The 24,945-nt window shown below is 35.5% G+C and carries 28 protein-coding genes; 22 read left to right on the forward strand and 6 right to left on the reverse strand.

The genetic code is table 11. The annotated features are described in order from the left end of the window. Positions 1-308: 308 nt before the first annotated feature. The 5 genes from NYQ66_RS07075 (at position 309) to NYQ66_RS07095 (ending at position 3,066) form a co-directional block, all read left to right on the forward strand. Positions 309-410 (forward strand): YjcZ family sporulation protein, encoded by a 102-nt coding sequence (locus tag NYQ66_RS07075; protein ID WP_259868296.1) that lies wholly within the window; start codon positions 309-311, stop codon positions 408-410. Positions 411-624: 214 nt separating this feature from the next. After that, entirely contained in the window at positions 625-1,380 is a 756-nt protein-coding gene (map, locus tag NYQ66_RS07080) for a type I methionyl aminopeptidase (RefSeq protein WP_259868297.1), read from the forward strand. A 103-nt stretch (positions 1,381-1,483) separates the two neighbouring features. Continuing rightward, positions 1,484-2,209, forward strand: a complete 726-nt coding sequence (locus tag NYQ66_RS07085) for an AzlC family ABC transporter permease (RefSeq protein ID WP_259868298.1) — start codon at positions 1,484-1,486, stop codon at positions 2,207-2,209. Further along, complete coding sequence (locus NYQ66_RS07090; RefSeq protein ID WP_259868299.1) at positions 2,206-2,502, forward strand: AzlD domain-containing protein; 297 nt, start codon at positions 2,206-2,208, stop codon at positions 2,500-2,502. The genes NYQ66_RS07085 and NYQ66_RS07090 overlap by 4 nt, the downstream gene beginning before the upstream one ends. Positions 2,503-2,532: 30 nt before the next feature. After that, positions 2,533-3,066 carry a GNAT family N-acetyltransferase gene (locus tag NYQ66_RS07095; protein ID WP_259868301.1) on the forward strand — a complete coding sequence of 178 codons (534 nt, stop codon included), beginning with the start codon at positions 2,533-2,535 and terminating at the stop codon, positions 3,064-3,066. 211 nt (positions 3,067-3,277) lie between these two features. On the opposite strand, the gene NYQ66_RS07100 is transcribed toward NYQ66_RS07095, so the two are convergent. Continuing rightward, positions 3,278-4,165 carry a cation diffusion facilitator family transporter gene (locus NYQ66_RS07100; RefSeq protein ID WP_259868303.1) on the reverse strand — a complete coding sequence of 296 codons (888 nt, stop codon included), beginning with the start codon at positions 4,163-4,165 and terminating at the stop codon, positions 3,278-3,280. Between the two features lie 279 nt (positions 4,166-4,444). On the opposite strand from NYQ66_RS07100, the gene wrbA reads away from it, so the two are divergent. From wrbA to NYQ66_RS07145, 9 genes are all read left to right on the forward strand, one after another. After that, positions 4,445-5,044, forward strand: coding sequence for an NAD(P)H:quinone oxidoreductase (gene wrbA, locus NYQ66_RS07105; protein WP_259868305.1), 600 nt, complete (start codon positions 4,445-4,447; stop codon positions 5,042-5,044). A gap of 184 nt (positions 5,045-5,228) precedes the next feature. Next, positions 5,229-6,521: an MFS transporter gene (locus tag NYQ66_RS07110; RefSeq protein ID WP_259868307.1), complete on the forward strand. Its 1,293-nt coding sequence runs from the start codon at positions 5,229-5,231 to the stop codon at positions 6,519-6,521. Positions 6,522-6,750: 229 nt separating this feature from the next. Next, complete coding sequence (locus NYQ66_RS07115) at positions 6,751-6,996, forward strand: IDEAL domain-containing protein (protein ID WP_259868310.1); 246 nt, start codon at positions 6,751-6,753, stop codon at positions 6,994-6,996. Positions 6,997-7,183: 187 nt separating this feature from the next. Then, positions 7,184-8,017, forward strand: a complete 834-nt coding sequence (locus tag NYQ66_RS07120) for a M15 family metallopeptidase (RefSeq protein WP_259868311.1) — start codon at positions 7,184-7,186, stop codon at positions 8,015-8,017. Between the two features lie 375 nt (positions 8,018-8,392). Further along, positions 8,393-9,778, forward strand: coding sequence for a class II fumarate hydratase (gene fumC / locus NYQ66_RS07125; protein ID WP_259868312.1), 1,386 nt, complete (start codon positions 8,393-8,395; stop codon positions 9,776-9,778). Between the two features lie 133 nt (positions 9,779-9,911). Then, complete coding sequence (locus NYQ66_RS07130; protein ID WP_259868314.1) at positions 9,912-10,115, forward strand: alpha/beta-type small acid-soluble spore protein; 204 nt, start codon at positions 9,912-9,914, stop codon at positions 10,113-10,115. A 111-nt stretch (positions 10,116-10,226) separates the two neighbouring features. Next, positions 10,227-10,430: an alpha/beta-type small acid-soluble spore protein gene (locus NYQ66_RS07135; RefSeq protein ID WP_259868315.1), complete on the forward strand. Its 204-nt coding sequence runs from the start codon at positions 10,227-10,229 to the stop codon at positions 10,428-10,430. A gap of 67 nt (positions 10,431-10,497) precedes the next feature. Next, a complete protein-coding gene (locus NYQ66_RS07140) occupies positions 10,498-10,701 on the forward strand; it encodes an alpha/beta-type small acid-soluble spore protein (protein WP_259868317.1) in 204 nt (67 codons plus the stop codon). Between the two features lie 249 nt (positions 10,702-10,950). Next, entirely contained in the window at positions 10,951-11,202 is a 252-nt protein-coding gene (locus NYQ66_RS07145) for a hypothetical protein (RefSeq protein ID WP_259868318.1), read from the forward strand. A 49-nt stretch (positions 11,203-11,251) separates the two neighbouring features. On the opposite strand, the gene NYQ66_RS07150 is transcribed toward NYQ66_RS07145, so the two are convergent. The 4 genes from NYQ66_RS07150 to NYQ66_RS07165 all read right to left on the reverse strand — a co-directional run bounded on the left by NYQ66_RS07150 (position 11,252) and on the right by NYQ66_RS07165 (position 15,206). Then, complete coding sequence (locus NYQ66_RS07150) at positions 11,252-12,352, reverse strand: ABC transporter ATP-binding protein (protein WP_259868320.1); 1,101 nt, start codon at positions 12,350-12,352, stop codon at positions 11,252-11,254. Positions 12,353-12,540: 188 nt separating this feature from the next. After that, positions 12,541-13,440, reverse strand: coding sequence for a PucR family transcriptional regulator (locus tag NYQ66_RS07155; protein ID WP_259868322.1), 900 nt, complete (start codon positions 13,438-13,440; stop codon positions 12,541-12,543). A 148-nt stretch (positions 13,441-13,588) separates the two neighbouring features. Then, the gene (locus NYQ66_RS07160) at positions 13,589-13,774 is read right to left on the reverse strand and encodes a hypothetical protein (RefSeq protein ID WP_259868324.1); all 186 of its coding nucleotides are present in this window, start codon (positions 13,772-13,774) and stop codon (positions 13,589-13,591) included. A gap of 52 nt (positions 13,775-13,826) precedes the next feature. Further along, positions 13,827-15,206 (reverse strand): YheC/YheD family endospore coat-associated protein, encoded by a 1,380-nt coding sequence (locus NYQ66_RS07165; protein WP_259868325.1) that lies wholly within the window; start codon positions 15,204-15,206, stop codon positions 13,827-13,829. Positions 15,207-15,296: 90 nt separating this feature from the next. On the opposite strand from NYQ66_RS07165, the gene NYQ66_RS07170 reads away from it, so the two are divergent. Both NYQ66_RS07170 and NYQ66_RS07175 read left to right on the forward strand, forming a co-directional pair. Further along, positions 15,297-16,433: a DUF445 domain-containing protein gene (locus NYQ66_RS07170; RefSeq protein WP_259868326.1), complete on the forward strand. Its 1,137-nt coding sequence runs from the start codon at positions 15,297-15,299 to the stop codon at positions 16,431-16,433. A 65-nt stretch (positions 16,434-16,498) separates the two neighbouring features. Further along, a complete protein-coding gene (locus NYQ66_RS07175) occupies positions 16,499-16,852 on the forward strand; it encodes a YlbF family regulator (RefSeq protein WP_259868327.1) in 354 nt (117 codons plus the stop codon). A 115-nt stretch (positions 16,853-16,967) separates the two neighbouring features. Here NYQ66_RS07175 and NYQ66_RS07180 read toward each other — a convergent pair whose 3' ends face one another. After that, the gene (locus NYQ66_RS07180; RefSeq protein WP_259868328.1) at positions 16,968-17,153 is read right to left on the reverse strand and encodes a YhzD family protein; all 186 of its coding nucleotides are present in this window, start codon (positions 17,151-17,153) and stop codon (positions 16,968-16,970) included. Positions 17,154-17,432: 279 nt separating this feature from the next. On the opposite strand from NYQ66_RS07180, the gene NYQ66_RS07185 reads away from it, so the two are divergent. From NYQ66_RS07185 to NYQ66_RS07210, 6 genes are all read left to right on the forward strand, one after another. Then, positions 17,433-17,774: a PadR family transcriptional regulator gene (locus tag NYQ66_RS07185; protein ID WP_259868331.1), complete on the forward strand. Its 342-nt coding sequence runs from the start codon at positions 17,433-17,435 to the stop codon at positions 17,772-17,774. Then, positions 17,771-18,283 carry a DUF2812 domain-containing protein gene (locus tag NYQ66_RS07190; protein ID WP_259868334.1) on the forward strand — a complete coding sequence of 171 codons (513 nt, stop codon included), beginning with the start codon at positions 17,771-17,773 and terminating at the stop codon, positions 18,281-18,283. The genes NYQ66_RS07185 and NYQ66_RS07190 overlap by 4 nt, the downstream gene beginning before the upstream one ends. Positions 18,284-18,352: 69 nt before the next feature. Beyond that, positions 18,353-19,255, forward strand: coding sequence for an ABC transporter ATP-binding protein (locus NYQ66_RS07195; RefSeq protein ID WP_259868335.1), 903 nt, complete (start codon positions 18,353-18,355; stop codon positions 19,253-19,255). Beyond that, positions 19,245-20,513, forward strand: a complete 1,269-nt coding sequence (locus NYQ66_RS07200; protein ID WP_259868338.1) for an ABC transporter permease — start codon at positions 19,245-19,247, stop codon at positions 20,511-20,513. The genes NYQ66_RS07195 and NYQ66_RS07200 overlap by 11 nt, the downstream gene beginning before the upstream one ends. 173 nt (positions 20,514-20,686) lie before the next feature. Next, the gene (locus tag NYQ66_RS07205) at positions 20,687-21,916 is read left to right on the forward strand and encodes a metallophosphoesterase family protein (protein WP_259868340.1); all 1,230 of its coding nucleotides are present in this window, start codon (positions 20,687-20,689) and stop codon (positions 21,914-21,916) included. Positions 21,917-21,921: 5 nt separating this feature from the next. After that, positions 21,922-24,885 carry an ATP-binding protein gene (locus tag NYQ66_RS07210; protein ID WP_259868342.1) on the forward strand — a complete coding sequence of 988 codons (2,964 nt, stop codon included), beginning with the start codon at positions 21,922-21,924 and terminating at the stop codon, positions 24,883-24,885. The last annotated feature ends 60 nt before the right edge of the window (positions 24,886-24,945 follow it).

The raw sequence follows: 24,945 nt of genomic DNA on the forward strand, positions 1-24,945 counted from the left end.
TTCGGACATCAATAACGCGTGACTGCCATTCAGAGTCAGAATCTCCCACTGATTCGGACATCAATAACGTGCGACTGCCATTCAGAGTCAGAATCAAGCTTGGCCGCATTAAGGTATGCCACCTAAAATTGAGTATTTTAGCGTTACGACGCATTTTACTTCAAGTCCGACGCTATGAAAGCATTACTGCTTACAAAGTAGCCTAGTGGAAAATGTTTTCTAGGTATTTACCTATTTTTATTTTATTCCCTTCCAAAAAGGACTTGAGAACATAGTCTATAAGTGGAATAAATAAAGGAGGTTTTTTCATGAGTGCAGAATATGGAACTGGGTTTGCGTTAATCGTAGTATTATTTATCCTATTGATCATTGTAGGAGCTTCTTTTGTCGGAGGATATGGTGCATATTAATTAATAGTTGTGAAGGATAGAAAGAGATTTGCTTCTTTCTATCCTTTTTAACTCTTTATCCCTGTTTTTTTCCACAAAGCGGATTCATCTATTTAATGTTTCTAAGTCTAACGTGGTATCATAGAAAATATGATAAAATGATGAAAGTAAAAAGCAAGTTACTATTTATGTAACGAATAATAATGTACATATAGTTAGAAAGGGAGTTACTGTAATGATTACGCGAAAAAGTACAAGAGAAATTCAACTAATGCAAAAAGCTGGTGCACTTCTAGCGTCCTGCCATAAAGAAATTGCAAAATTAATAAAGCCAGGTATAACAACGAAGCAAATTGATTCGTTTGTAGAAGAATATTTATCTAAAAATGGGGCGACCCCTGAACAAAAAGGGTATAATGACTATCCCTACGCAACTTGCGCATCTATAAATGATGAGATCTGCCATGGTTTTCCAAGAGATGAAAAACTTGTTGCTGGCGATATTGTTACAATTGATATGGTTGTAAACCTTAATGGTGGATTAGCTGATTCTGCTTGGACGTATGTAGTAGGAGAAGCTGATGAAAAAACAAAACAATTCTTAGATGTAACGAAAACATCTTTGTATAAGGGTATCGAACAAGCGAAGGTGGGAAATCGGATTGGTGATATTGGTCATGCAATCCAACAATATGCGGAAGCAGAGGGATACGCTGTTGTTCGTGACTTTACAGGACATGGAATAGGACCAACTATTCATGAAGCACCACATATCCCTCATTTTGGAGAGGCTGGTAAAGGTGTACGTTTAAAAGAAGGTATGGTAGTTACAATTGAGCCAATGCTTAACGAAGGTGATTGGAAGAGTAAAATGGACGCAAATAATTGGACGGCAAGAACTATAGATGGTAGTCGTTCAGCACAATTTGAACATACAATTGTTATTACTAAAGATGGACCGATTATCCTAACAAATCAAGATGATGTTTAAGCTTATGGGTAGTCACATGTGATTTTATCTGTCTATTTTTTACTATGTTTTGATTCACGGATAAAGATTTGGTTAGGTTATGAAGAAGGGGAATTTTTGAAAGATGACAACAAAGGTTATAGAGGGAACCCCCTCTACTAAAGTAACACAAATTCAACGGGGTATAACGACAGGAATTCCTATTATGCTTGGCTATTTACCAATAGCGATTGCATATGGAGTATTAGCAAAACAAGCAGGATTATCCATTTTTGAATTAACGATGATGAGTGTTTTAGTATATGCAGGTGCAGCCCAATTTATGGGGGCGGGCATGATTGCACTTGGAACAGGTGCGATTGAAATTATCGTGGCAACCTTTGTTTTGAATTTTCGTCACTTTGTTATGAGCTTATCATTTATGAATAGGTTAAGGGGAATAGACTTGAAGTGGAAGGTACCACTCTCATTAGGTTTAACCGATGAATCCTTTTCTGTTGCATCTCTGCATGGAGATAAAGCAAAACAAGAAAATGGTACATATTTTTATGCTGCATTAATGCTTACCGCTTACCTTTCTTGGGTAATTGGTTCTTGTGTCGGTGGGTTGCTTGGAGACATTATCCCAGAGACTTTAAGTCAAAGTATGGGAGTAGCTTTATATGCGATGTTTATTGGGTTATTAGTACCTTCCGTGAAAAAAGAAGTAAGAATGGGGCTTATTGCAATTATTGCTATGTTAATTAATTATATTTTCAGCCAATTTGTTGCACAAGGTTGGGCAATCGTCATTGGAACTGTAATTGGTGGACTAGTTGGGATCTATGTGCTTAAGGAGGAAAAGGTATGATGCTACTTATTATCGTAGGAATGGCATTGGTAACAATGATTCCACGTTTTGTTCCGGCATATATTGTCGACAAAGTTAATTTTCCTAACTGGATGAATAAATGGCTCCAAGCAATTCCTTATGCTGCCTTAGGTGCACTTATCTTCCCAGGTATTTTAACTGTAAAGCCCGATCAACCACATATTGGTTTACTAGGTGGTATAGTAGCAATTTTACTGGCCTTTTTGGGATTGAATATTATTTTAGTAGTGATTGGGGCGATTGCTACAGTATTTTTGTTAACTACTTTGTAGTTATTTCCATTTAAATAGGGGGCGCTATTCATGTATCAAATTAGAAAAGCAAAGTTAGAAGATGCTGAGAAGATTGCTGATATTCACGTAAAAAGCTGGAAGTCTACCTATTCTGAATTGATTAACGAAAAAGATATGTCTAATATTACTTATGAAAATAGAAAAACATTGTGGGAAACCGTATTGAGCATGCCTATGCATGGTCAAGTAGCTTTGGTTGTTCTGGACCAGCATAATCAAATTGTTGGATTTATTTCTGGAGGAAAAGAAAGAACCAAAAGATTTGGATACGATGGGGAGATTTACGCTATCTATTTATTAGATGCTTTTCAACGTAAAGGTCTCGGAGCAATGATGCTTGAAGCATTTGCTAAAGAGATGAATGAACTAGAGTACAAGTCACTTCTTGTATGGGTACTTACGCAAAACCCATCAAGTAAGTTCTACATCGATCATGGTGCAAAACAAATAGAAGAAGAAGAGACTACAATTGGGAAAGGAACTTATCAAGAAACCGCTTTTGGTTGGGAAAGCATAGACGCATTATTGAAGCGATTTGAATGAAAAAAGACGTGCGCATTAATTAGCGCATGTCTTTTTTTTTAGGCTATTTTTTATAAAATGTGGAGAAAAAATGGTAATACGTTATGCGCCTGACCTTGAGATCTAACTCACGACACATATGCGCCCAAACACGGAATAAATGCGCTCTCCCTTCTATACATAAAGCGGAAAAGTCCTTATTGGGATCAATTCGTGCCTATTATTAAAATAGCTATTTCTTATTACCCGCTTCGGGTGTGTATGGTTCAATATGGATGTGTGCATGTGGTACATCATGTTTTTCATCAAGTAACGATTCAATATTTTCTGTTATATCATGGCTTTCTTGAACAGTGAGTTCAGGATCCACATAAATGGTAACCTCTACTAAGGTTTGATTTCCATGTAACCGTCCTTTTACATCTTTTACTTCTTCCACTTCCGGGTGCTTTGCAATACTCGATTTTATCTCTGCTAACTCAGCTTCATCAAATCCATCTGTTAACGTGTGACTTGCGTCTCGAAAGATTTCCCATGCAGTTTTACATATGATAATTCCAACAGCTAAGCCTGCTATAGGATCTAGCCAAAATAAACCGAATTGGGCTCCGGTAATCCCAATAAATGCACCTAAACTTACAAGTGCATCTGAACGATTATCTTGGGCAGCTGCATATAGCGAACTACTTTTTATTTTTTTGGATAGGTTCAAATTGTATCGGTAAACAAATAACATAACAAAAGCCGCACCCAAGGCTGTCCAACCCGTTAGCATATCAGGTTTGATATAGTTATTTGCGATAATAGATTGAATTGTACCGAATATAACCTGCAGGCCAACACTGACCATGATAAATGCAGCTATTAAAGATGCGATCGTTTCAGCGCGAAAATGACCGTAATGGTGATCCTCGTCTGGAGGTTTTCTGGAGATACGCAAGCCGATTAATACAGCAACAGATGCTACGACATCTGTTGTGTTGTTAAGACCGTCTGCACGAAGGGCTTCTGAGCTTCCGATATAAGCCACAAACAGTTTAATGGATGCAAGCGAAAGGTAAGCAAAAATACTAATCCAAGCTCCACGTTCCCCTTTTTTTAAGTTATCATATTGGCTCATCTAAATGCCTCCGCTTCTTCTTCCTAGCATGTTTAGCTTATCAAACAATAATTGGATGGGTCTAGAGAAACATAAATGCTTTAATCAATTTAAATTGCTAGTGCGCAACGAACTTTCCCTAAGCTAAATTTAAATGTAATTACTAATACATTCATTTTGTGCAAGATAACGGAAGCAATACGAAAAACTTTACGATGTTTCGGCAATTTCATTTCAGAAAAATTGAATGAAATTATTTCCTGTTGTTTATACTATCTGTGTTAGAAAGGAGAATATACAATGACTAATATTGCAATATTTTACTACAGTTCAACAGGAACAAATTATCAACTATCGAAATGGGCAGAAGAAGCGTTGCAGGAATCAGGGGCTGAAGTAAAAGTTCGAAAAATCAAGGAATTGGCACCTGAAGAAGCTATTGCTCAAAATCCGGCATGGAAAAAACATTATGAAGAAACGAAAGATGTTCCTGAAGCATCGATGGATGATTTAGAATGGGCTGATGGAATAATTTTTAGCGTTCCTACGCGATTTGGAAATGTGCCAGCACAAGTAAAACAATTTATGGATACTGCGGGTGGACTGTGGGCACAAGGGAAAACTGTAAATAAAGTAGTTAGTGCAATGTCTTCTGCACAGAATCCACACGGTGGACAAGAAGCAACCATCCTTCATTTATATACTTCTATGTTCCACTGGGGGGCAATCATTGCAGCACCAGGATATACGAACCAGGAGCTTTTCGCAGCTGGAGGAAATCCTTATGGTGTAAGTGTTACCGTTGATCAAGATGGCAACATGGTCGAAAATGTTGAAAAAGCTGTCAAACACCAAGCTAGAAGGACTTTGGAAATTACAAAGAAAATCGTTAATGGGTAGGACTAAAAAACTCACCTCATGGTGGGTTTTTATACGTTAAGAATGTTTTTTTTCATAGAAGCTCAATTCAACAGAATATAGTCAAGATAAGATGAAGGAAATAGTAATTTATTTAAATTTGTAGAATGAAATATATAAAATTTAGGACAATATTAGGGACGACTACTTAGAAAGGATTTTATAAATGACTTCTACTCTTGACTCCAAAAACACAGGAAAGCAGCAAGATGAAATACATGAAAAGCGATGGGCTATTGTGTCATTGGCGTCTATTCCATTAATCATGACTTTAGGAAATTCCATGTTAATACCAGTCCTTCCTTTAATGGAAAAGGAGTTAGATATTTCAAAGTTTCAATCTAGCCTTATTATTACTGTTTATTCGATTGTCGCTATCTTTTTAATACCATTGGCGGGATTCTTGTCTGATCGTTATGGAAGAAAAGTTGTTATTATTCCATCGTTACTTTTATCTGGTATCGGCGGACTTATCTCCTGGTATGCAGCATGGAAACTGGATAGTGCTTATCCGATCATATTACTTGGCCGTGTACTGCAAGGTGTAGGGGTGTCCGGTACAGCACCTATTGTATTGCCACTTGTCGGTGATATGTTTAAGCGAGAAAAAGATGTAAGCTCTACTTTAGGATTAGTGGAAACTGCTAATACATTTGGAAAGGTATTAAGTCCGATTCTTGGTGCGTTATTAGCAGGGTTTATCTGGTATTTACCATTCTTATCTATTCCTATATTTTGTTTGTTCTCGGCGATATTAGTCCTATTATTAGTTAAAAAACCAAAGAACGACAAAAAAGGGCCTAAACTTCATGACTTTTGGTTAAATACAAAAAAAGCTTTTCACAAACATGGAAGTTGGTTATTTGCAGTTTTTATAATTGGGGCCATTTTAATGTTCATTTTGTTTGGTGTACTTTTTTATCTTTCCAGTGTTCTTGAGGACACGTATAAGATAGATGGAGTTAAAAAAGGATTTTATTTGGCTGGTCCGTTAGCTGCATTATGCTTGGCGTCGTATATTACTGGAAAAGTGATTAAAGATAATTTAGTGAAAATGAAATGGATCACTTTTTTTGGGATTATGTTGTCTACTGGTGCTGTAATTGCGGTTCAATTCTCTGAACAATTTGTGTATCTTCTAATCGTTTTCTTGATCTGTGGAGTAGGGATTGGGGTAAGTCTTCCTTGTTTGGACGCCTTAATAACAGAAAGTATCAGTAAAGCAGTAAGAGGAACTATTACATGTATTTATAGTTCTGCAAGGTATATGGGTGTGGCTGCAGGCCCACCTGCGACTGCATTGTTTATGAAGACAAATTTAATTTGGATGGTCGTAACTTTTGCGGCACTAGCTTTTATAGCAGGACTATTAGCATTTAGGACAATTAAACCCCAAGGAGGGGGAAGCCAGTCGTCTAGTTCCTTATTTAATAAATTTGAAATAAAAAAACCTGATTAACACCTTTACGGTGGATATTCAGGTTTTTTACATAAATTTAAAAGAGATCATCTGCCTAATGGGGCTCGTCTTATCTAACATAAAGTTAGCAAGAATTTTGTTAATGGTGTTTAACAATTAGATCTATTGGGAATTGTCTTATATAAATATTCAGAAAATTACAGAAAAATCATTGCAAAAAGTTGCAAAATCTAGGATAATAGAAAAAAGGAACAAGGGGGCGTGTTCCATGAAAAAGCATAAGGTAAGTTACAAGTTAAAGGTTTTTAGTGTAAAGAAGGTATCTAGGATCGCAGCAAAGAGAGAAATTTCCTATGAAATTAAGCTTGCATCAAAATTAATACTTGATGAATTATGTTTTAACTGGAATAAGGCACGCTTAGAAGAAGAGATCAATGAAAGTATTGACTCAAACGACAAAGAAAAGTTTTTAAAACTTAGTAAGAAGTATCAATTGTACTCTTGGGAGCATTAATTTTTAAAAATCCTTGTCAATATGGCAAGGATTTTTTCGGTTTTTGAACCTTAAATGAAATATAAGTGAATTGGAAATTATTGAATAATAGATGTTTAATCTACTGAAAAACCTAAAATATGTTATAGTTTTAAAGGGGAACATTCTATAAATAATGCAGAAATGAAGGGATATTATGAGGAGATTTATGCATTTATTAGTCTTTATTTTAATAAGTGTTGTGCTTTTTGGCTGTCAACAGGATGAACAATCAATGAATGAAGTCAAAAACAAACAAGCTAGTGTTGACGATAAAGAAGAAATGGAAGTAAACGAACAGGAACAAGTGGACCAACCGGAAGAGCAACAACAAGAAGAAACAGATAAAGAGGAAGAGACTGAAACAACAAATCAAGAAACGAATGAAAATAACAATGAAACGACAAATAATGGGTTAACAGTCGTTGATAACCCAGATAGTATTGAAGTTTTTGTTAATAAGCAACGCAAATTACCAGATGGTTGGAATCCTAAAAACCTTGTCGTGCCAAATGTGCCATTCTACTTTGATGAGAACCTACCAAAAAAACAAATGAGACAGGAAGCTGCTACTGCACTTGAACAACTATTTCAGGCTGCAGAAGAAGAAGGACTAGCGCTTGTTGCAGCATCTGGCTATCGTTCATATGAACGTCAAAAAACCATTTATGAACATAATGTTAATACGAATGGACAAGCTCATGCAGACCAATTTTCAGCTAAACCAGGAACAAGCGAGCATCAAACTGGCCTTGCGATGGATGTAACGACTGCAGAAGTTGCATTCGCCTTGGAACAATCGTTTAAACAAACGAATGAGGGTAGTTGGTTAGCTGAAAACGCGCACCAATTTGGTTTTATTATTCGTTATCCTGAGGGGAAAAGTGATATAACTGGTTACGCATATGAGCCATGGCATTTGCGATACGTAGGAACAGAAATAGCTCAAGAAATATATGAAAGATCCATTACGCTAGAAGAATATTTTGGTTTCGGTTATTAATCAGAAAGAGGAACACAATACTTCAGGTATAGAAGAATTGTGTTCCTCCTTTATTTTACGTTACGAAGTATAAATTTTAGCTAGTAAGTCTTTCGGCTGAAACAATGTAAGCGAATGCGAGTTTTTCTAAAGTACACACAAAAAAAGACCTCTAATTAGATAGAGATCGAAAACCTACTTCAAGATACATGTGAGAAAGAATAAAATTGTGCTTTATTCTCCTCTCCTTAGAAGGTAACCTTATTATAGCATGTCGTCATGTGATAAATTTGAAATTTTTATAATTACCAAAATTTTTAGTAGTTTCCATTTATATGTTTTTGTGAAAATTTGATACAATAGAAAAGGGATATAAAACTTTAGGGAGGAATCAACATGGACTTTCGTATTGAAAAAGATACGCTAGGGGAAATAAAGGTACAAGCAGATAAATATTGGGGTGCTCAAACGCAAAGAAGTAAACAAAACTTTCCGATTGGTGAAGAATTAATGCCTAAAGAAATTATTGATGGCTTTGCTATATTGAAAAAGAGTGCAGCTATTGTAAATAGTGAATTAGGATTAATGGAAGAAGAAAAAGCAAGAGCGATTACATATGCAGCAGATCAGATTATTGCTGGTGAACTAGTAGATCATTTTCCATTGGTTGTTTGGCAGACCGGAAGTGGAACACAGTCAAATATGAATGTGAATGAGGTCATTGCGTTTGTTGGTAATGCGTGGCTAAAAGAACAAAATAGTTCACTTACACTACATCCAAATGATGATGTTAACAAGTCACAAAGTTCAAATGACACGTATCCAACAGCCATGCATATTGCAGCCGTTATTAAATTAGAGGATACGGTTTTACCTGCACTGGGAACGCTAAAAAATACATTAAAAGAAAAAATGGAAGCGTTTAAAGATATAGTTAAAATAGGAAGAACACACCTACAAGACGCTACGCCACTTACATTAGGTCAAGAAATCAGTGGGTGGCATCGTATGCTTGAAAAGACGGAGCAAATGATTAATCAAAGTCTTTCCTATGTAAGAGAGCTTGCTCTTGGTGGTACGGCAGTAGGAACAGGTTTAAATGCACATCCAGAGTTCTCTGAAAGAGTTGCAAAAAAAATATCTGAAACAACAAATAAAGCGTTTGTTACGGCACCAAATAAATTTCATGCTTTAACAAGTCATGATGAGTTGGTCTATGCACATGGTGCACTAAAAGCACTTGCGGCAGATCTAATGAAGATTGCTAATGATGTGCGTTGGTTAGCGAGTGGACCTCGTTGTGGAATTGGAGAGATTAATATTCCTGCAAATGAACCTGGTAGCTCAATCATGCCTGGAAAAGTAAATCCTACTCAAAGTGAAGCAGTAACAATGGTTGTAGCACAAGTTATGGGTAATGATGCAACGATTGGTTTTGCGGCTAGCCAAGGAAACTTTGAATTAAATGTCTTTAAACCTGTCATTGCATATAACTTTATTCAATCCGCTCAATTATTAGCTGACAGCATGCTTTCCTTTGATGAGCGATGTGTACAAGGCTTAGAACCAAACTACGAGAACATCGAAAAGAATTTAAATGATTCTTTAATGTTGGTTACTGCACTTAATCCACACATTGGTTATGAGAATGCAGCAAAGATAGCTAAAAAAGCTTTTGAAGAGAATTCTACTTTAAAAGAAGCAGCTATTGCAACAGGGCTACTTACGGGTGAACAATTTGATTCCTATATAAATCCAAAAGAAATGACATATCCAAAGTAATTTTTATAAAAGATATATAGCTCGACAACCGTCATAAAAGGTTGTCGAGCTTTTTCTATATTTTCCCACGAAAAAAATACTCATAAAATAAGAATTACCTGCTCACAATACTGAGTACAGGAGGTGATAAGACATGCCAAGCAACAACAATTCAAATCAATTGCTAGTACCTGGTGTAGAACAAGCACTAGACCAAATGAAGTATGAGATTGCACAAGAATTTGGCGTGAATCTTGGAGCTGACACAACTTCTCGTGCTAACGGTTCTGTTGGTGGCGAGATCACTAAACGACTAGTTCAAACTGCTGAACAACAATTTGGTGGTCAAACGAGATAATAGAGCAAGTGTCTTAGTAATTTCACCACTTAGTAAGAAATTACCAGTAAAAAAGACTCATAAGTTCTTGAAAATCTGGTTAACTTAACAAATACAGGAGGTGAAGAAGTCATGGCACAAAGCAACAATTCAAATCAACTAGTAGTACCTGGCGTACAACAAGCATTAGACCAAATGAAGTATGAGATTGCACAAGAGTTTGGTGTTAACTTAGGTGCAGATACAACTTCTCGTGCTAACGGTTCTGTAGGTGGCGAAATCACGAAGCGTCTAGTACAAACTGCTGAACAACAATTTGGCGGTCAAATTAAGTAATAAGTAAGATGTGAATCAGATATTACCAAATAAATTATTATAAAATCTATAGGAGGCGAATTTAATCATGGCACAAAACAACAGTTCAAACCAACTAGTAGTACCTGGCGTACAACAAGCATTGGATCAAATGAAGTATGAGATTGCACAAGAATTTGGTGTTAACTTAGGTGCAGATACAACTTCTCGTGCTAACGGTTCTGTAGGTGGCGAAATTACAAAGCGTCTAGTACAAACTGCTGAACAACAATTCGGCGGTCAACAACAGTAATAACCAAAACTAAATATCTGAATGGCCAGGAGGCACCTGTGAAGGTGTCTCCTTTTTGTAGATTTTCTAAGCATCCTTCTTCATGTGACAAACTTTGTGTTCATTATAAGTATATAATCAACCAAAACTTCCCTTTTATTCGTATATATGAAAAAATTTACAGACGAAAGCCAATTTTTGTTATGGGTAGGTATGAAAAGAAAGAGAAACCTAATAATAAGTATTAGGCTTGGAAGAGAGGTTATACAAATGTACGTATGCCCAGTATGTAATGGACTAACTGCAGTGACACAAACATGTCCAAAGTGCCAACATTCGATGGATCATCAGGGGAGGTTGGTTGACTTTATGGGGGATTATATCGCTTACTTAGAATATGAGGGCACAAAGCTAATAGATGGTGATGAGGAGTCCACAAATCAACATACTTGTGTGCATTTATATGCTTGCCCGTCTTGCGGTGAAGAATTGGATATATCCATAAAAGAAGTTAGAGAGTAACAAGCATGTAAAAAGGCTACAAGTAAATACTTGTAGCCTTCCTTTTTTATTATCTAATTGCTTGTTCTGAATCTTTATCGAAGAAATGAGCTTTATGCATATCAAATGCTAACTCAATTGATTCTCCGCCTTTAATGTCTGTTCTAGAATCAACACGCGCAATGAAATCTTGATCGTTGAACTTAGAATATAGGTATGACTCAGAGCCCATTAATTCTGCTACGTCAATTTCAGCGTTGATTTTTGATCCCGGGTTTGCATCGATAAATACTGGCTCATCGTGCATATCCTCTGGACGTACACCTAGAACAACTTCTTTTCCAACATAACCTTGGTCACGTAACACTTTCATTTTACCTTCTGGAATATCAATAGAAGTTTCCCCACACTGAATTTTACCATCTGTTAATTCACCAGTGAAGAAGTTCATCGATGGTGCACCGATAAATCCAGCAACGAAAATGTTGTTTGGCTTATCATATACTTCTTTAGGAGCACCTACTTGTTGGATTACACCGTCTTTCATAACAACTAGACGAGTTGCCATTGTCATCGCTTCTGTTTGGTCGTGTGTAACGTAAATTGTAGTTGTTTGCAGGCGTTGGTGTAACTTTTGAATTTCCGCACGCATTTGACCACGTAGCTTTGCATCCAAGTTAGATAAAGGTTCATCCATTAAGAATACTTTTGCATCACGTACAATTGCACGTCCTAAAGCAACACGCTGACGTTGACCACCAGAAAGTGCTTTTGGTTTACGATCTAAGTAAGCTTCAAGACCTAGAATCCTTGCAGCGTTATCTACACGCTTTTTGATTTCGTCTTTTTTGAATTTACGTAACTTTAACCCGAATGCCATGTTGTCATAAACGTTCATGTGTGGGTATAGTGCGTAGTTCTGGAATACCATTGCGATGTCACGATCTTTAGGAGCAACATCGTTCATTAAAGTATCGTCAATATAGAATTCACCATCTGTAATTTCTTCAAGACCAGCGATCATACGAAGCGTTGTTGATTTACCACAACCAGATGGACCTACGAATACGATAAACTCTTTATCTTTGATTTCAAGATTAAAGTTATCTACCGCTTTATCTGTACTATTGTCATAAATCTTATCAATATTTTTTAGTGTTATTTCTGCCATTTTAAATTACCTCCCGTTTTTGAAAACGTTTTATTTAACCTGTGTTTAGTTTACCCAATTATGATGGACAGGTAAATGGCAAGAGTGCACAAAATTAACAGTCTAGTTTGTGCACGCTTACATAATGTTGATTTTAGTTTTAAGTTCCATTTAGAAAGAAACAAGAAATATGGCTGAAATAGTCAGGTTTAGTACTTATTCTTAAGCAACAGTGTGAGATACACAGAAAGAGCACCTTCGAATTGCTTCACATCAATCCCTGTTTTTTCAATGAATTTATCAACTCGGTATTGAAGGCTATTGCGATGCATAAATAATTTTTTGGCAGCTAATGTAGCATTAGAATTACATTCTAAAAATATTTGAATCGTTTGTAGAAGTTCTTCTTCCTGAAGCGTTTCCTGAAAAACGGATTCAATTAAATTAGAAACTGCTTGTTCATCTAAGGGTTCTAAAATTAAGTATGGGACTGCTTGCACATAATGAATTACCGCTCTTTTGTCATATCGAATTACTTTGTGATAGCATTGCTTAACCCAGTTATAGTACTTTTGAGCCAATGCTATATTATTGATATATGGTCCGATATAGATATGAACCTTCATGTAAAAGTCACTCATTAAAACATCAATAATATCATGGTAAGAAACCAATTCGTCCCCAGAGTATTTATATTCTTCTATTATGACACCTTCATGTGAATTTTCCCAAATAATCGGTACACGACTAGGAAATAACCCATGTATAGCTTCAGTGAATGAAGTTGGATCCATCATATCATCCGATAAGGAAAAATAGACAAACCGATAATGTAAGCTTTGATCGTTACTGAGATCAATAGATGAATCATTATGAAACAATACTTTTATCCATTGTTCTTCTCGGCTTGTGACTGGCGGTTGATGAAAATTATAAGGAGTTAAAAAACTTTCGAGTAGTATCTTATCCTTTTCATTGGTCTCTTCTTCAAGAATGCCGATAACTTTATTATCGTTTGTACTAAACCATAAATATTGCTGTGGATCGACACTTTTGTCAGGGTTTTCCTCTACAAGTGAGGGGAAAACTTGTCTTAGTTTTTCAATCATGACGTTTCCTCTTTCTTTACATTTTCTCTATTATAACAAAGCCTAAATGAATTAGAGGATATTTGCAATTGCAACCTAAATAAAAAAGACTAACGCACAAATGAAAAAATATGCGTTAGTCTTTATATGTTGGAAAAGAGTAAAGAATTTAACTTTCCTCAGGGAATGGTTCATCCTCTTCAGGTAATTCTCTCGCTTGTTCAATTTGCATGCGGCCATGAATAGAGTAAGTTGTACCCCCAGCCATACCTTCACTAATCATACGATCTACATCTAATTCATGCTCTTTTCGATCTTCATAAGGGTCTTGATCATACTTTTTCTTTTTATCCATAGCGAAGCCTCCCTTCTTCTTTAGTTTTTACAGAAAGAAGGTAAGTCATGCGTTACAGTGCCTTATTTAACCTCATGTTATGAAGGTAAAATGCATATTTGTAGAGGTGAGAAAAGACCTCACTTGCTTTTATTTCTAGCCTTGGGTGATCAAAAATACTGAATCCGGGCTTCGCATTTGCTTCGAACAACCATACTTTTCCTTCCTGATCCATTCCTAAATCAAAGCCTATTTCACCGATGGGATGGAAAATACTTTTCTCAATGGCATTTGCTAGGTGTACTGCGGTTTTGGCAAGCTTTGAAGTCATTCGATCTGCTTGACTTTTAGGAAACAATTCTTCGACGACATGAATGCTTCCACCACGTTGTACATGTGTAGTTAGACTTCCTTTACCGGCAAATTTAGCCCCAATTAAAGTTACTTCCCAACTATTTTTATGATTTTTATTCGTATGCACACGAAAGTCAATAGCGCTTTTGCCCTTCTTGAGTAACGGAATCTCTTCTTGCACAACATAGCCTTTTAGACCATTAGGAAATAGTTGTGTAAACAGACTTTCCTCATCTGTATAACGATTAATTTTTGGTTTATCATTTTGATAAAAATGACATTCTATTTCTCCGGTACTTAATTTCTGACATTTTACAATTCCGTCACCGCGACTACCGTGAATTGGTTTTATATAGATTGGGTGATGTGTTAATAGTTGCATTACTTTTTGTTTGGATGGGTGTAATATTGTATCTGGTAAAAGGTAAGAACAACTAGGGTTTTTCATTAAATTATCATATATTTCCCATTTGTTAAAAAAAGAATCGTTAAAGATTGTGGCTTCAAGACGAATAATCTCCATTACTTGCATTACTTCAGGGTGGTGCTCAATTTTTCTGTTCGGAATTCGATTGTAGACAACAGTTGGAAAATCAAATATGTCTCGCTTCCATTCATTATGTTGAAAGTAGAAACCGTTTATTTTCCTTTTGTTTTGTAAAACATGTTGGTAGCCAAAGAAAATCGTTTGAAAACCCAATTTCTCTCCAGCCTTACTCATCTGTTCAAATAGTTTTGTACGGTTCCCGAGCGGGAATTGATCTTTTTGAAACCCAGCAAGAAAAACACCGAATGTAAGTGGAATAACGCAAGTATTCCCATGAACATAGAGGCTTAGCTGTTTGTTTGATGATAAATTTATTGTTGATTTTAACGGAGAAGATATGTAAATTGTATGGTTATTTTTCTGATGAGCTAAGCATTCAACGGTCGTCTTATATGGTCCATAATCAATGGTGTTAATCGAATGGAAATGTTTATAATACTGTTGTGGGACAATCATTCGTTTCTTTTTTCCAGGATAAAAGGTAACATCAAAAGTAAATGTATTGATTACTTGTCCCTCCTTCTTGTAATTTATAGAATATATATGATACATAATGTAAACTCATGACTAGTCCTTATTGATCGGTAAAATTTATTAGATGTTTGTAACTACTGAACAGAAGAAAGAGAGAGGCGATTGAAAATGTCAGCAATTTTTATTATTAGCATGATGATCGTAATTGGAGCAATTATTGGGGGGGTAACAAACTCCTTGGCGATAAAGATGTTATTTCGGCCATATGAACCAAAATATATAGGGAAATGGAAGGTTCCTTTCACTCCAGGCTTGATTCCGAAAAGAAGAGATGAGCTTGCGAAACAACTAGGCAAAACAGTAGTAGAGCACTTATTGACTGCGGAAGGAATGAAGAAAAGGTTAAATCAAGAAGCTTTTAGACAACAATTAATAACATGGTCAAAAAGTGAAGTAGAACAGATGCTTTCCTCCGAGGCAAGTGTAAAGGAAATGCTCGAAGGTTTTGGGGTGAATCTAGAGGAAGAAAATTTAAGACAAAAGGTCGCAACTTGGTCTGAAAGTTATTATGAAAGAATTATGGAACAGAACAGGCATAAATCAATCCGTTCGCTACTAGATGAAGAATGGATTAGTAAGGCAAATAAAGGAGTAGACAAACTGTCCGGGTATGCGCAAGAGAAACTGATTGACTTTGTTTCAAGTGATGAGGCTAGAAACAAGATGGTGGAGTTAGTCGAAACATACCTAGCTGGAAAAGGGTTCTTTGGCAATATGATCGCATCTTTTATGGGAAATGAAACGCTTGTTGATAATATCCAGCCAATGTTAGTACAATACATCCGAACAGAAGAATCAAGGCAGTTAATCAAGGATGTTTTAGCAAATGAGTTAGAGCAGTTGTTAGATAAACCAGTTTCAGAAATTGAAAATAAATTAGGAGAAGAAGCTACTAAAAAAACGGTTGGGCGTATGATTGCATTAAATCTTCCGTTAGACGTTTGGTTGAACAAACCAATAACTGTATTGTTTGAATCTCTAAAAGTAGTAGTGCTTAACAAAATCACTCCAACCATTATTGAAAAAGTATTGAGCATAGTAATGCAACGAATGGATGTCATTATGTCGAGCATTCAATTAGAGGATATTGTGGAAAAAGAGGTAGCTTCTTTTCCAATTCAACGCGTAGAAGAATTAGTGCTTAATATATCCAAAAAAGAATTTACCTTAATTACTTATTTAGGTGCTCTACTTGGAGGAATTATTGGATTTATACAGGGGATTATTGTCTTAACGTTTGGATAAGTGCTTTACGTTTGTTATAGTTGGTTGGTAGGTCTGAAGTGAACTTAATGAAGGAGGAATATAAAATGGCAAATATTTATGATAGTGCGTATGATTTAGAAAAGGCAGTAAGAGAGAGTCAGGAATTTCAGGATTTAAAAACAGCATATGAAGCTGTAATGGCGGATGAGATAGCGAAAAAAATGTTTGATGATTTCCGTAATACGCAATTAGAGTTGCAACAAAAACAAATGCAAGGTATGGAAATTACAGAGGAAGAAGTAGAAAAAGCCAAAAAAGTGGTGGAATTAGTTCAACAACATGATCAAATCTCAAAGCTAATGGAACAAGAGCAAAAATTAAATGTGTTAATCAACGATGTTAGCCGAATTATCACAAAGCCGCTTGAAGAATTATACGGAGCACAAGAACAACAATAAGGAAAAAACCTTGCTTGACTTTAGGATAGCAAGGTTTTTTAATGCATTTTTATCTCTTCTATCCAAGAACAAGGATGTATTTTAGTGTTGATTAATGGTGATGTTTGATAAACGATTATCGGTGAAATAGCAGAAGTTTACCGTCTGGAGAAACAAACCTATGGGTTTGATTCGAATAGCCAGTTTCTTCTAATCGGTCCTTACAAAGTTCCATTGCTTCCTTTTCGTGATTTGCTTCAAAAGATTCATTCAATAAGATACTTCCATCTTTCTCAAAAACAGTTAATGAAAACCCATCCATAGCTAAATCACCTCCAGTTCTTAATCATCATTAGGTTATATGTTTGTACTATATATATTTATGTAAGCCTCAATTATGTTGACCTAGCTGACAAATACCTTTATAAATATTTCACAACAATTATGCAACTCTCATTACCCTTATTAGTTAACTTCAAAACCATGATATTTGGTACCTTTTTTACAAATGCTATTGACATATAACCATGAATCGCATAATATATCGGTGTGCGATATATTGATGTTCGATATATCGATAGGAGATATAAAGGAGTTAGATATGACAAGCCCCAAAATTATAAATGATTACTTACCATTAACTCATACCACATATTATATATTACTAGCATTACATAACCCACTTCATGGTTACGGTATAATGCAAAAAGTGGAGGAAATGAGTGAAGGAGAAGTTCGATTAGGACCAGGTACTTTGTATGGTGCGTTAAGTAAATTAGAAAAACAAAAGCTAATTGAAAAAACTACTGTAGAGGATCGTAGAAAATGCTATGTCTTAACATCTATTGGAGAACAAGTGGTAATCGGGGAATATACACGATTAAAAAGGTTGCTTGTTAATACCAAACAGGTAATTACGAATCTGGGTGGTGAGGAAACATGAAAAAACGTGTGTGGAAATTTTTTTTCGTCTGGCAAGATGAAAGTGAAGAAGCGTGGTTAAGTCAAATGGCTGAACAAGGGTGGATATTTAAACATTATCGCTTGTTCTACTATGTCTTTGAAAAGCAATACCCCAATCAGCTTCTCTATAAATTAGATTACCAGGTAAATATAAAGGATTTTCCTGGTTATGTGAATTTATATAAAGATGCTGGTTGGGAATATGTTACCTCATATCTTGGATGGCATTATTTTAAAGGACATAAAGATGGAGTATACACAGAAGAGCTTTATTCTGATCAAAACTCGTATATTCAAAAATATCGAAGGATTATCCAAACATTGTTTCTTGCACTTTGGGTTGTTGTGATTCTTAATTTGCCTACTATCATTCATCCACCATTAGAAATGAAGTGGATATTGTTCATTCCAGCTTTTTCAGTGATTTTACTTGTCGTAGCCATTATTTTTGTCCGAAGAAAGATCATGAATCTCACACGTGCTTTATAAATAAACAGAATAGGTTGAAACTTTTACACAAAAGTTATCGTAGATACAGTATAAGGAGGGGAATTAGCAATGACATTAAAGTTAACTAATGTTACGAAGAAATTTGGAAGCTTTACAGCAGTCGACCAATTATCAATAGAAATTCCTGAACAACAAATTTTTGGATTTCTAGGTGCTAACGGTGCTGGGAAAACGACTACTTTTAGAATGATATTAGGTCTGTTAGATGAATCAAGTGGAGATATTTCATGGAATAATGAGCCGGTTGATTACAGTAAAAGTAATTACATCGGTTATTTACCAGAGGAAAGAGGATTATATCCTAAATTAAAAGTTAGTGATCAAATTGTGTACCTCGGAAGGTTACGAGGTATGAAAAAGAATGATATTTTACAAGAGTTAAAAAAATGGTTAGAACGATTTAAAGTAGAGGATTACTTTGATAAAAAAGTAGAAGAGTTATCAAAAGGGAATCAACAAAAGATCCAATTTATTTCAGCAGTCATACATAAGCCAAAGCTTCTGATCTTGGATGAACCTTTTTCTGGCTTAGATCCAGTGAATGTTGAAATGTTAAAACAGGCGGTAGTGGATTTAAAGAATGAGGGCACGTCTATTGTCTTTTCTTCACATAGAATGGAGCATGTCGAAGAGCTATGTGAACATTTGTGTATTATGCAACGCGGAAAGCCTGTTGTGCATGGTGCGTTAAAAGAAATTAAACGTTCCTTTGGTAAAAAGAACTTATTCATACATGCAGATTTTGATTTGAACTTCCTAAAGGATTTACCTGGTGTCGTTGGATTTAAGGATTTTCCAGAAGGATGTAAATTGCAGATTGAAAGTGAAGAAAAATCTCAGGATATTTTGACAGCTATACAAGGTAAAGGATTTATAAGAAGATTTGAATTAGAAGAGCCTTCACTAAATGATATATTTATTGAAAAAGCAGGTGAATCTTATGAACAATAAGTTTTGGATTGTACTTTCTCATACGTATTGGAGTCGTTTTAAAACAAAATCATATATGATCACAACGGCACTTATTCTATTATTCATCATTGGATTAGCAAATGTTCAGAGTATTATGGAATTGTTTGCAGGTGAGGATGAAGCGGATCGCGTAGCCGTGATCGATGACACAGGTACTATTTTCGATTCATTAGTAGCTAATTTGGAGAGTACGGATAGTGATATTGAATTAACTAATTATGAAGGAACAGTTGAAGAAGCAAAGGAAGAAGTATCCGCAGGTACATTTAATGCTGCCCTTCATATTACAATGGAAGATGACATGCCTGCAGCAAGCTATCATTCGAATCAAGTATCTGCTTCAGGGTTGGCTAATCAGTTGGAAAATAGCATGCAACAAATTAAAATAGCGATGGCAACTAACGCAGCCGGAATTGACCAGGCTACAATTGAACAAATTTATGCGCCAATAGCTTTTGAAACAGTAATGATTCAAGGCGAAGGCGATGATGGTCCACAGAAGTCAGAAGAAGACTTAAATAGTGCGCGAGGCCTTGTTTATGTGATCTTGTTCTTATTGTATTTTGCTGTGCTTACCTATGGCAATATGACAGCAATGGATATTGCCAATGAGAAGACATCAAGAGTAATGGAGATCTTAATTTCAAGTTCTTCGCCAGTAAGTCAAATGTTTGCAAAGATTCTAGGTATTGCTTTACTAGGACTTACACAATTTGGTTTGATTGTAATTGTAGGCTACGTATTAATTCAGCAGAAGAAAGATGAAATGGTTGGTGGTTTCTTTGATTACTTTGGACTGGAAGACATACCAGTTTCAACATTCATCTATGCGATTGTATTTTTCATATTAGGATACCTGCTATACGCTACATTATCTGCAATGCTTGGTTCACTAGTAAGCAGAATTGAAGATGTGCAGCAGCTGATGATGCCAGTGATTTTCCTAATTATAATTGCATTTATGATTGCGATGTTTGGCTTAAATGCACCAGAAACTAGCTTTGTGAAAATTACATCCTTTATCCCATTCTTTACACCATTGTTAATGTTCCTTCGAGTAGGGATGTTAGACGTTCCATTTTGGGAAGTTGGATTAAGTATTATCATTATGGTAGTTACTATCTCTATTCTAGCTGTACTAGGTGCTAGAGTCTATAAAGGCGGAGTATTGATGTATGGACGCTCTACTTCACTCAAGGACTTTAAGAAAGCCTTACAGTTATCAAAGAAAGAGTGACAAACAACTGAGGTAATATAAGTGAAACCTGTAGCACGAATCACAACGCTTTGTGATTCGTGCTATTTACGTTTTATATGCTATAAATAATAGCATATAATCGAACGTGCATTCGTTTTTCTAATCTGCTAAACTATAACCAAGTACTAATATAAAAGGAAAGGAATTTTAAAATGAGTAATAAAGTTTCCTTTATTCATTGTGCTGATTTACATATTGATAGTCCTTTTAAAGGATTAAGTAATGTTGATGAGAAGCAATGGAATGATATGAGAGAAAGTACGTTCCAAGTATTAGATAAAATAGTAGATCTTGCAATTCGTAAAGAAGTAGATTTTATTTTAATGGTTGGGGACCTTTTTGATCAAGACCAACAGAGTATAAAAGCGCAATCAAGGCTTACGAAAGCCTTTGAAAAACTTAACCATTATAACATTGCAGTCTACATTTCGTATGGGAATCATGATCATATTAGTGGTCGACTATTCAATTATGAGTATCCTAAAAATGTGCACGTATTTCCTTCCGAGAAAATAAGTACATTTACATATTATAAGCATGGGGCACCTTTAGTTGATATAGCTGGGTTTAGTTATGAACAACGTGCGGTGATCGATAACAAAGCAAATGAATTTAAGGCAACAGGAGATACACCTTACCATATTGCAATGCTACATGGAAGTGTACATACAAATTCTGAACATGACGTGTACGCTCCTTTTCAACTAAGTGATCTCACACATAGTGGCTATGATTATTGGGCGCTTGGACACATTCATAAGCGTGAGGTATTAAAGGAAACACCAATGGTTGTCTATCCCGGAAACACACAAGGTAGATCGATCAAAGAATCAGGAGAAAAGGGCTGTTACTATGTCGAATTAACAAAACAACAAGCGGAGTTAGAATTTTGTCCACTTCAAGCTATTCGATTTGAAGAGATGGATTTGAAATTGGATGACTGTGAGCATCCCCAAGAGATAGAATCGATTCTTGAAAAACAAATGGAAGAATTAAGAAAGCAATATGGGAAATGTGTTGTTCGATTACATGTAACAAGTAATACAGATCAAATGGAACAATGGTTACGTTCCGGATATATCGATGAATTAAAGGATTTTATAAATGAAGAATTTGCAAAGTATAGTCCATGGGTCATTATTCAAGATATTAAAGTGAAACAGGTAATGAAAATAGACAAAAAGGCGTTGAGGGAAAACCAACCATTCTTTGATGAGCTATTGCAATGCTTTGAAGCAGACGAAACACTCTATGAGGACCTAGATTCATTGTTTCATCATAGACAAGCTAGGAAATATATAGAGCCTTTTAGTGAGGAAGAAAAAGCTGAAATTAAGCAATTAGCGGAAGACTTATTAATCTATCAGCTAATAAAGGATTGAAACCTATGAGAATAAAACATGCATATATATATGGGTTTGGCAAATGGAAAGATGCAGAAATACACTTCTCAGATCATCACCCGTTTATATTTGTTTCTGGGAGAAATGAATCTGGTAAAACAACACTTCGTAAATTTTTCTTATTTATGTTATTTGGGTTACAACCGAAGCAACGTTTATATTATATGCCAAAAACAGGTGGCCAGATGGGTGGAAGGTTAACCATTACCCTTCCAGAAGTCGGTGATTGTACAATTGAACGGTTACACGACCGGAATAATGGAGAAGCAACCTGTTATCTGAGAGAGGGACAGGTGTATGATGAGGAATGGTTAAAGACACAATTAAATGGAATGAATAGGCAGACGTTTTCATCCATCTTTTCTTTTGACTCGAATGAATTACATCATATAAGACAAATAAAGTCAGAAGAATTAGGTAATGTGTTATTAGGTGTTGGAATGACGGGAACGGAACAAATATACGAGTCGGAAAAGTGGCTTAATCAGGAAATAAGCCAGATATTTAAACCACAAGGCAAAAAGCCGGTTATGAATAAAATTCTTGTAGAGGTAGAAACGATTCATGAAAAACTAAAAATGTTGGAAGAAAAAGAAAAGACCTTTAACGAAAAGCTTTTAACAATGGAGGAACTTTCCAACCGTATTCAGGAGTTAACGGATAATTGGAATCAAGCAACTGTTCACCGTGATAAGCTGGAGAAACAACTTCACGCATATCCGCAAGTACAAAAGTTATATGACTTGCTGCAACAGGCAAAACAATATCCAAGCGAATTAACCTTTCCAGAAAACGGCTTGCAACGGTATCAACATGTAAAAGATCAAATGTTACCAATAAAAAGTGAAATGACTATTGTAGAGGGAAATAGAACGAATACCAGACAAGAGATAGAAAAGGTTCACGCACAATTGTTATCATCTGATACCATAGATGATCTAAAAACAATGGTAAATAAGCTTCCAGATTATCAGCGGTTAAGAGATGAACAACAATATAAAAGACAGGAGAAACAGCAGCTACATAATGAGTTGTTACATGAGCTAAAGAAGCTAGAAATTAATTTAAGTGTAGACGATGTATCTGATATATTTTTTCCGTTTCATATTGAGGACTTATGGAATGAATTAAAGGATGAATCTATGCAAATACAATCTGAAACAGAAAAGATAAATGCAGATTTAGCTATGATTGATGAACAAATGGCTTTACTAGAAGGAAAAAAGAGTCTGCTTAAGGAGCAGGCCATAGACTCGGAGCGAATAGAGGAACAACGAAATAGACTCAAGCAATTTGCCAAAGCAGAGAGCATACGAGAAGCTGACCAACTTCAACATAATCAATCAAAGAAATTAATGAGTTTATATAAACGTAAGTCAAAAAGTGCGACACGTCTTTTTATTATTGGAATCGCACTTAGTGTAATTGTTTCGATTATTGCTATCTTTTTATCTATTCCCTATGTGCATCTGTTTAGTGTGATTACAATTCTTTTTGTTATTGTACAAAAAATGGTGACGGATCGTTCTGCTCGTTCCATAGAAGCACTTTTACTCCATACCAAACAAGTAGAGGGAACAGCCAATGCTTTTGATGAAAGGGAAATGCGGGAAATAGAAGAAACCATACAAAAACAAGAAAAGCTCTATCAGCAAATAGAGCAGATAGAGCATCAATGGAATCAGTTGCAAATCAGTAGGTTGAAATTAGAAGAAAGAAAAAGCTTTTTTGACCAAAAAGATATACAGTTAGAAAGAAGGATAGACGAGCAAAAGAAACAATACCCTTTTTTAAAAAGCATAACTGTTGATTATTGGTCAATCCTTTATCATCATTTAAAAAAATGTGTATCGTTGTCAGAAAAGATTACTACCTATACAAAAGACATAGAAAGAACGTCTATTGAGATAGAAGCATTTGAAAAAGAAATTGATGTAACGCTAACAGATGGATTAATTTTCGAACCGGATATAGATATCCAAAATAAACTGGATAATATGAAAAACGTCTATGAGCGTCAATTGAACTTGCAAAATAAGTTGCAACAGCATGAAGAATGGTTAGATCAAATTCAATCACAAATAGAGATGTTGCAAAATAAGTTGAAACCTTATCAAGATGAAATGAATCAGTTGTGGCAATTAGCGGATGTAACAGATGAAGAAAGTTATTTGATAAAAGGAAAGAGATATAAAGAAAAGGTTGAGTTAGAGCAAAAAATCCAAGATTACTCCCAGCAATTATCACATATCTTTGATCAATTACTACTACAATTATTGCAAGAGAAAGGACAAATTGATCAATGGGAAATAGAGGCAAACTTCAAACAGGCAAAGGAAGAAGTAGAACAAATCTTCAGTGAATTGGAAGAAAGCCGTCAACAACTTTCGGATGTGAAGTCGTTAATAAATCATATGGAAAATGCAGAGGATTTCTCCATCATGAAACATCATTATCACACCAAACGTGAGGAATTATATAAGATTGCAAAACAATGGGCGGTATATCAAGTAGCTAAGGAAAAATTAATGCATGCAAAGAAGATGTACCAGCAAAACTTTTTGCCGAAGATAATGGACCAGACCACCATGTATTTTGCTATGTTAACTGATCAGGAATATAGGAAGGTTTATCCTCCGGTAGATGGCAATGGATTACAAGTGGAAAATCGTATGGGAATTAGATTTCAAGTTGATGAACTTTCTCAAGGAACAAAGGATCAACTATACATCTCACTTCGAATTGCTTTAAGTGAAATAACCAGTAAGAAAAACAAGATGCCGTTTTTTATGGATGATGCGTTCGTCCATTTTGATAAAGATAGACGTAAGCAAATGCTTGAGGTGTTACTTGAAGTATCAGAAAATCAACAAGTATTATTATTTACATGTGACGATTCACTTCACACTTTAGTAAACAATAAGAAAGTAATGATTGAGAACATATAATCATTCTACCATTCGTTCGCATTATTGTTATAATAATGATAAAATACTTAGGAAATTAAT

Source organism: Aquibacillus koreensis, from assembly GCF_025154055.1.
Lineage (GTDB): Bacteria > Bacillota > Bacilli > Bacillales > Amphibacillaceae > Aquibacillus_C > Aquibacillus_C koreensis.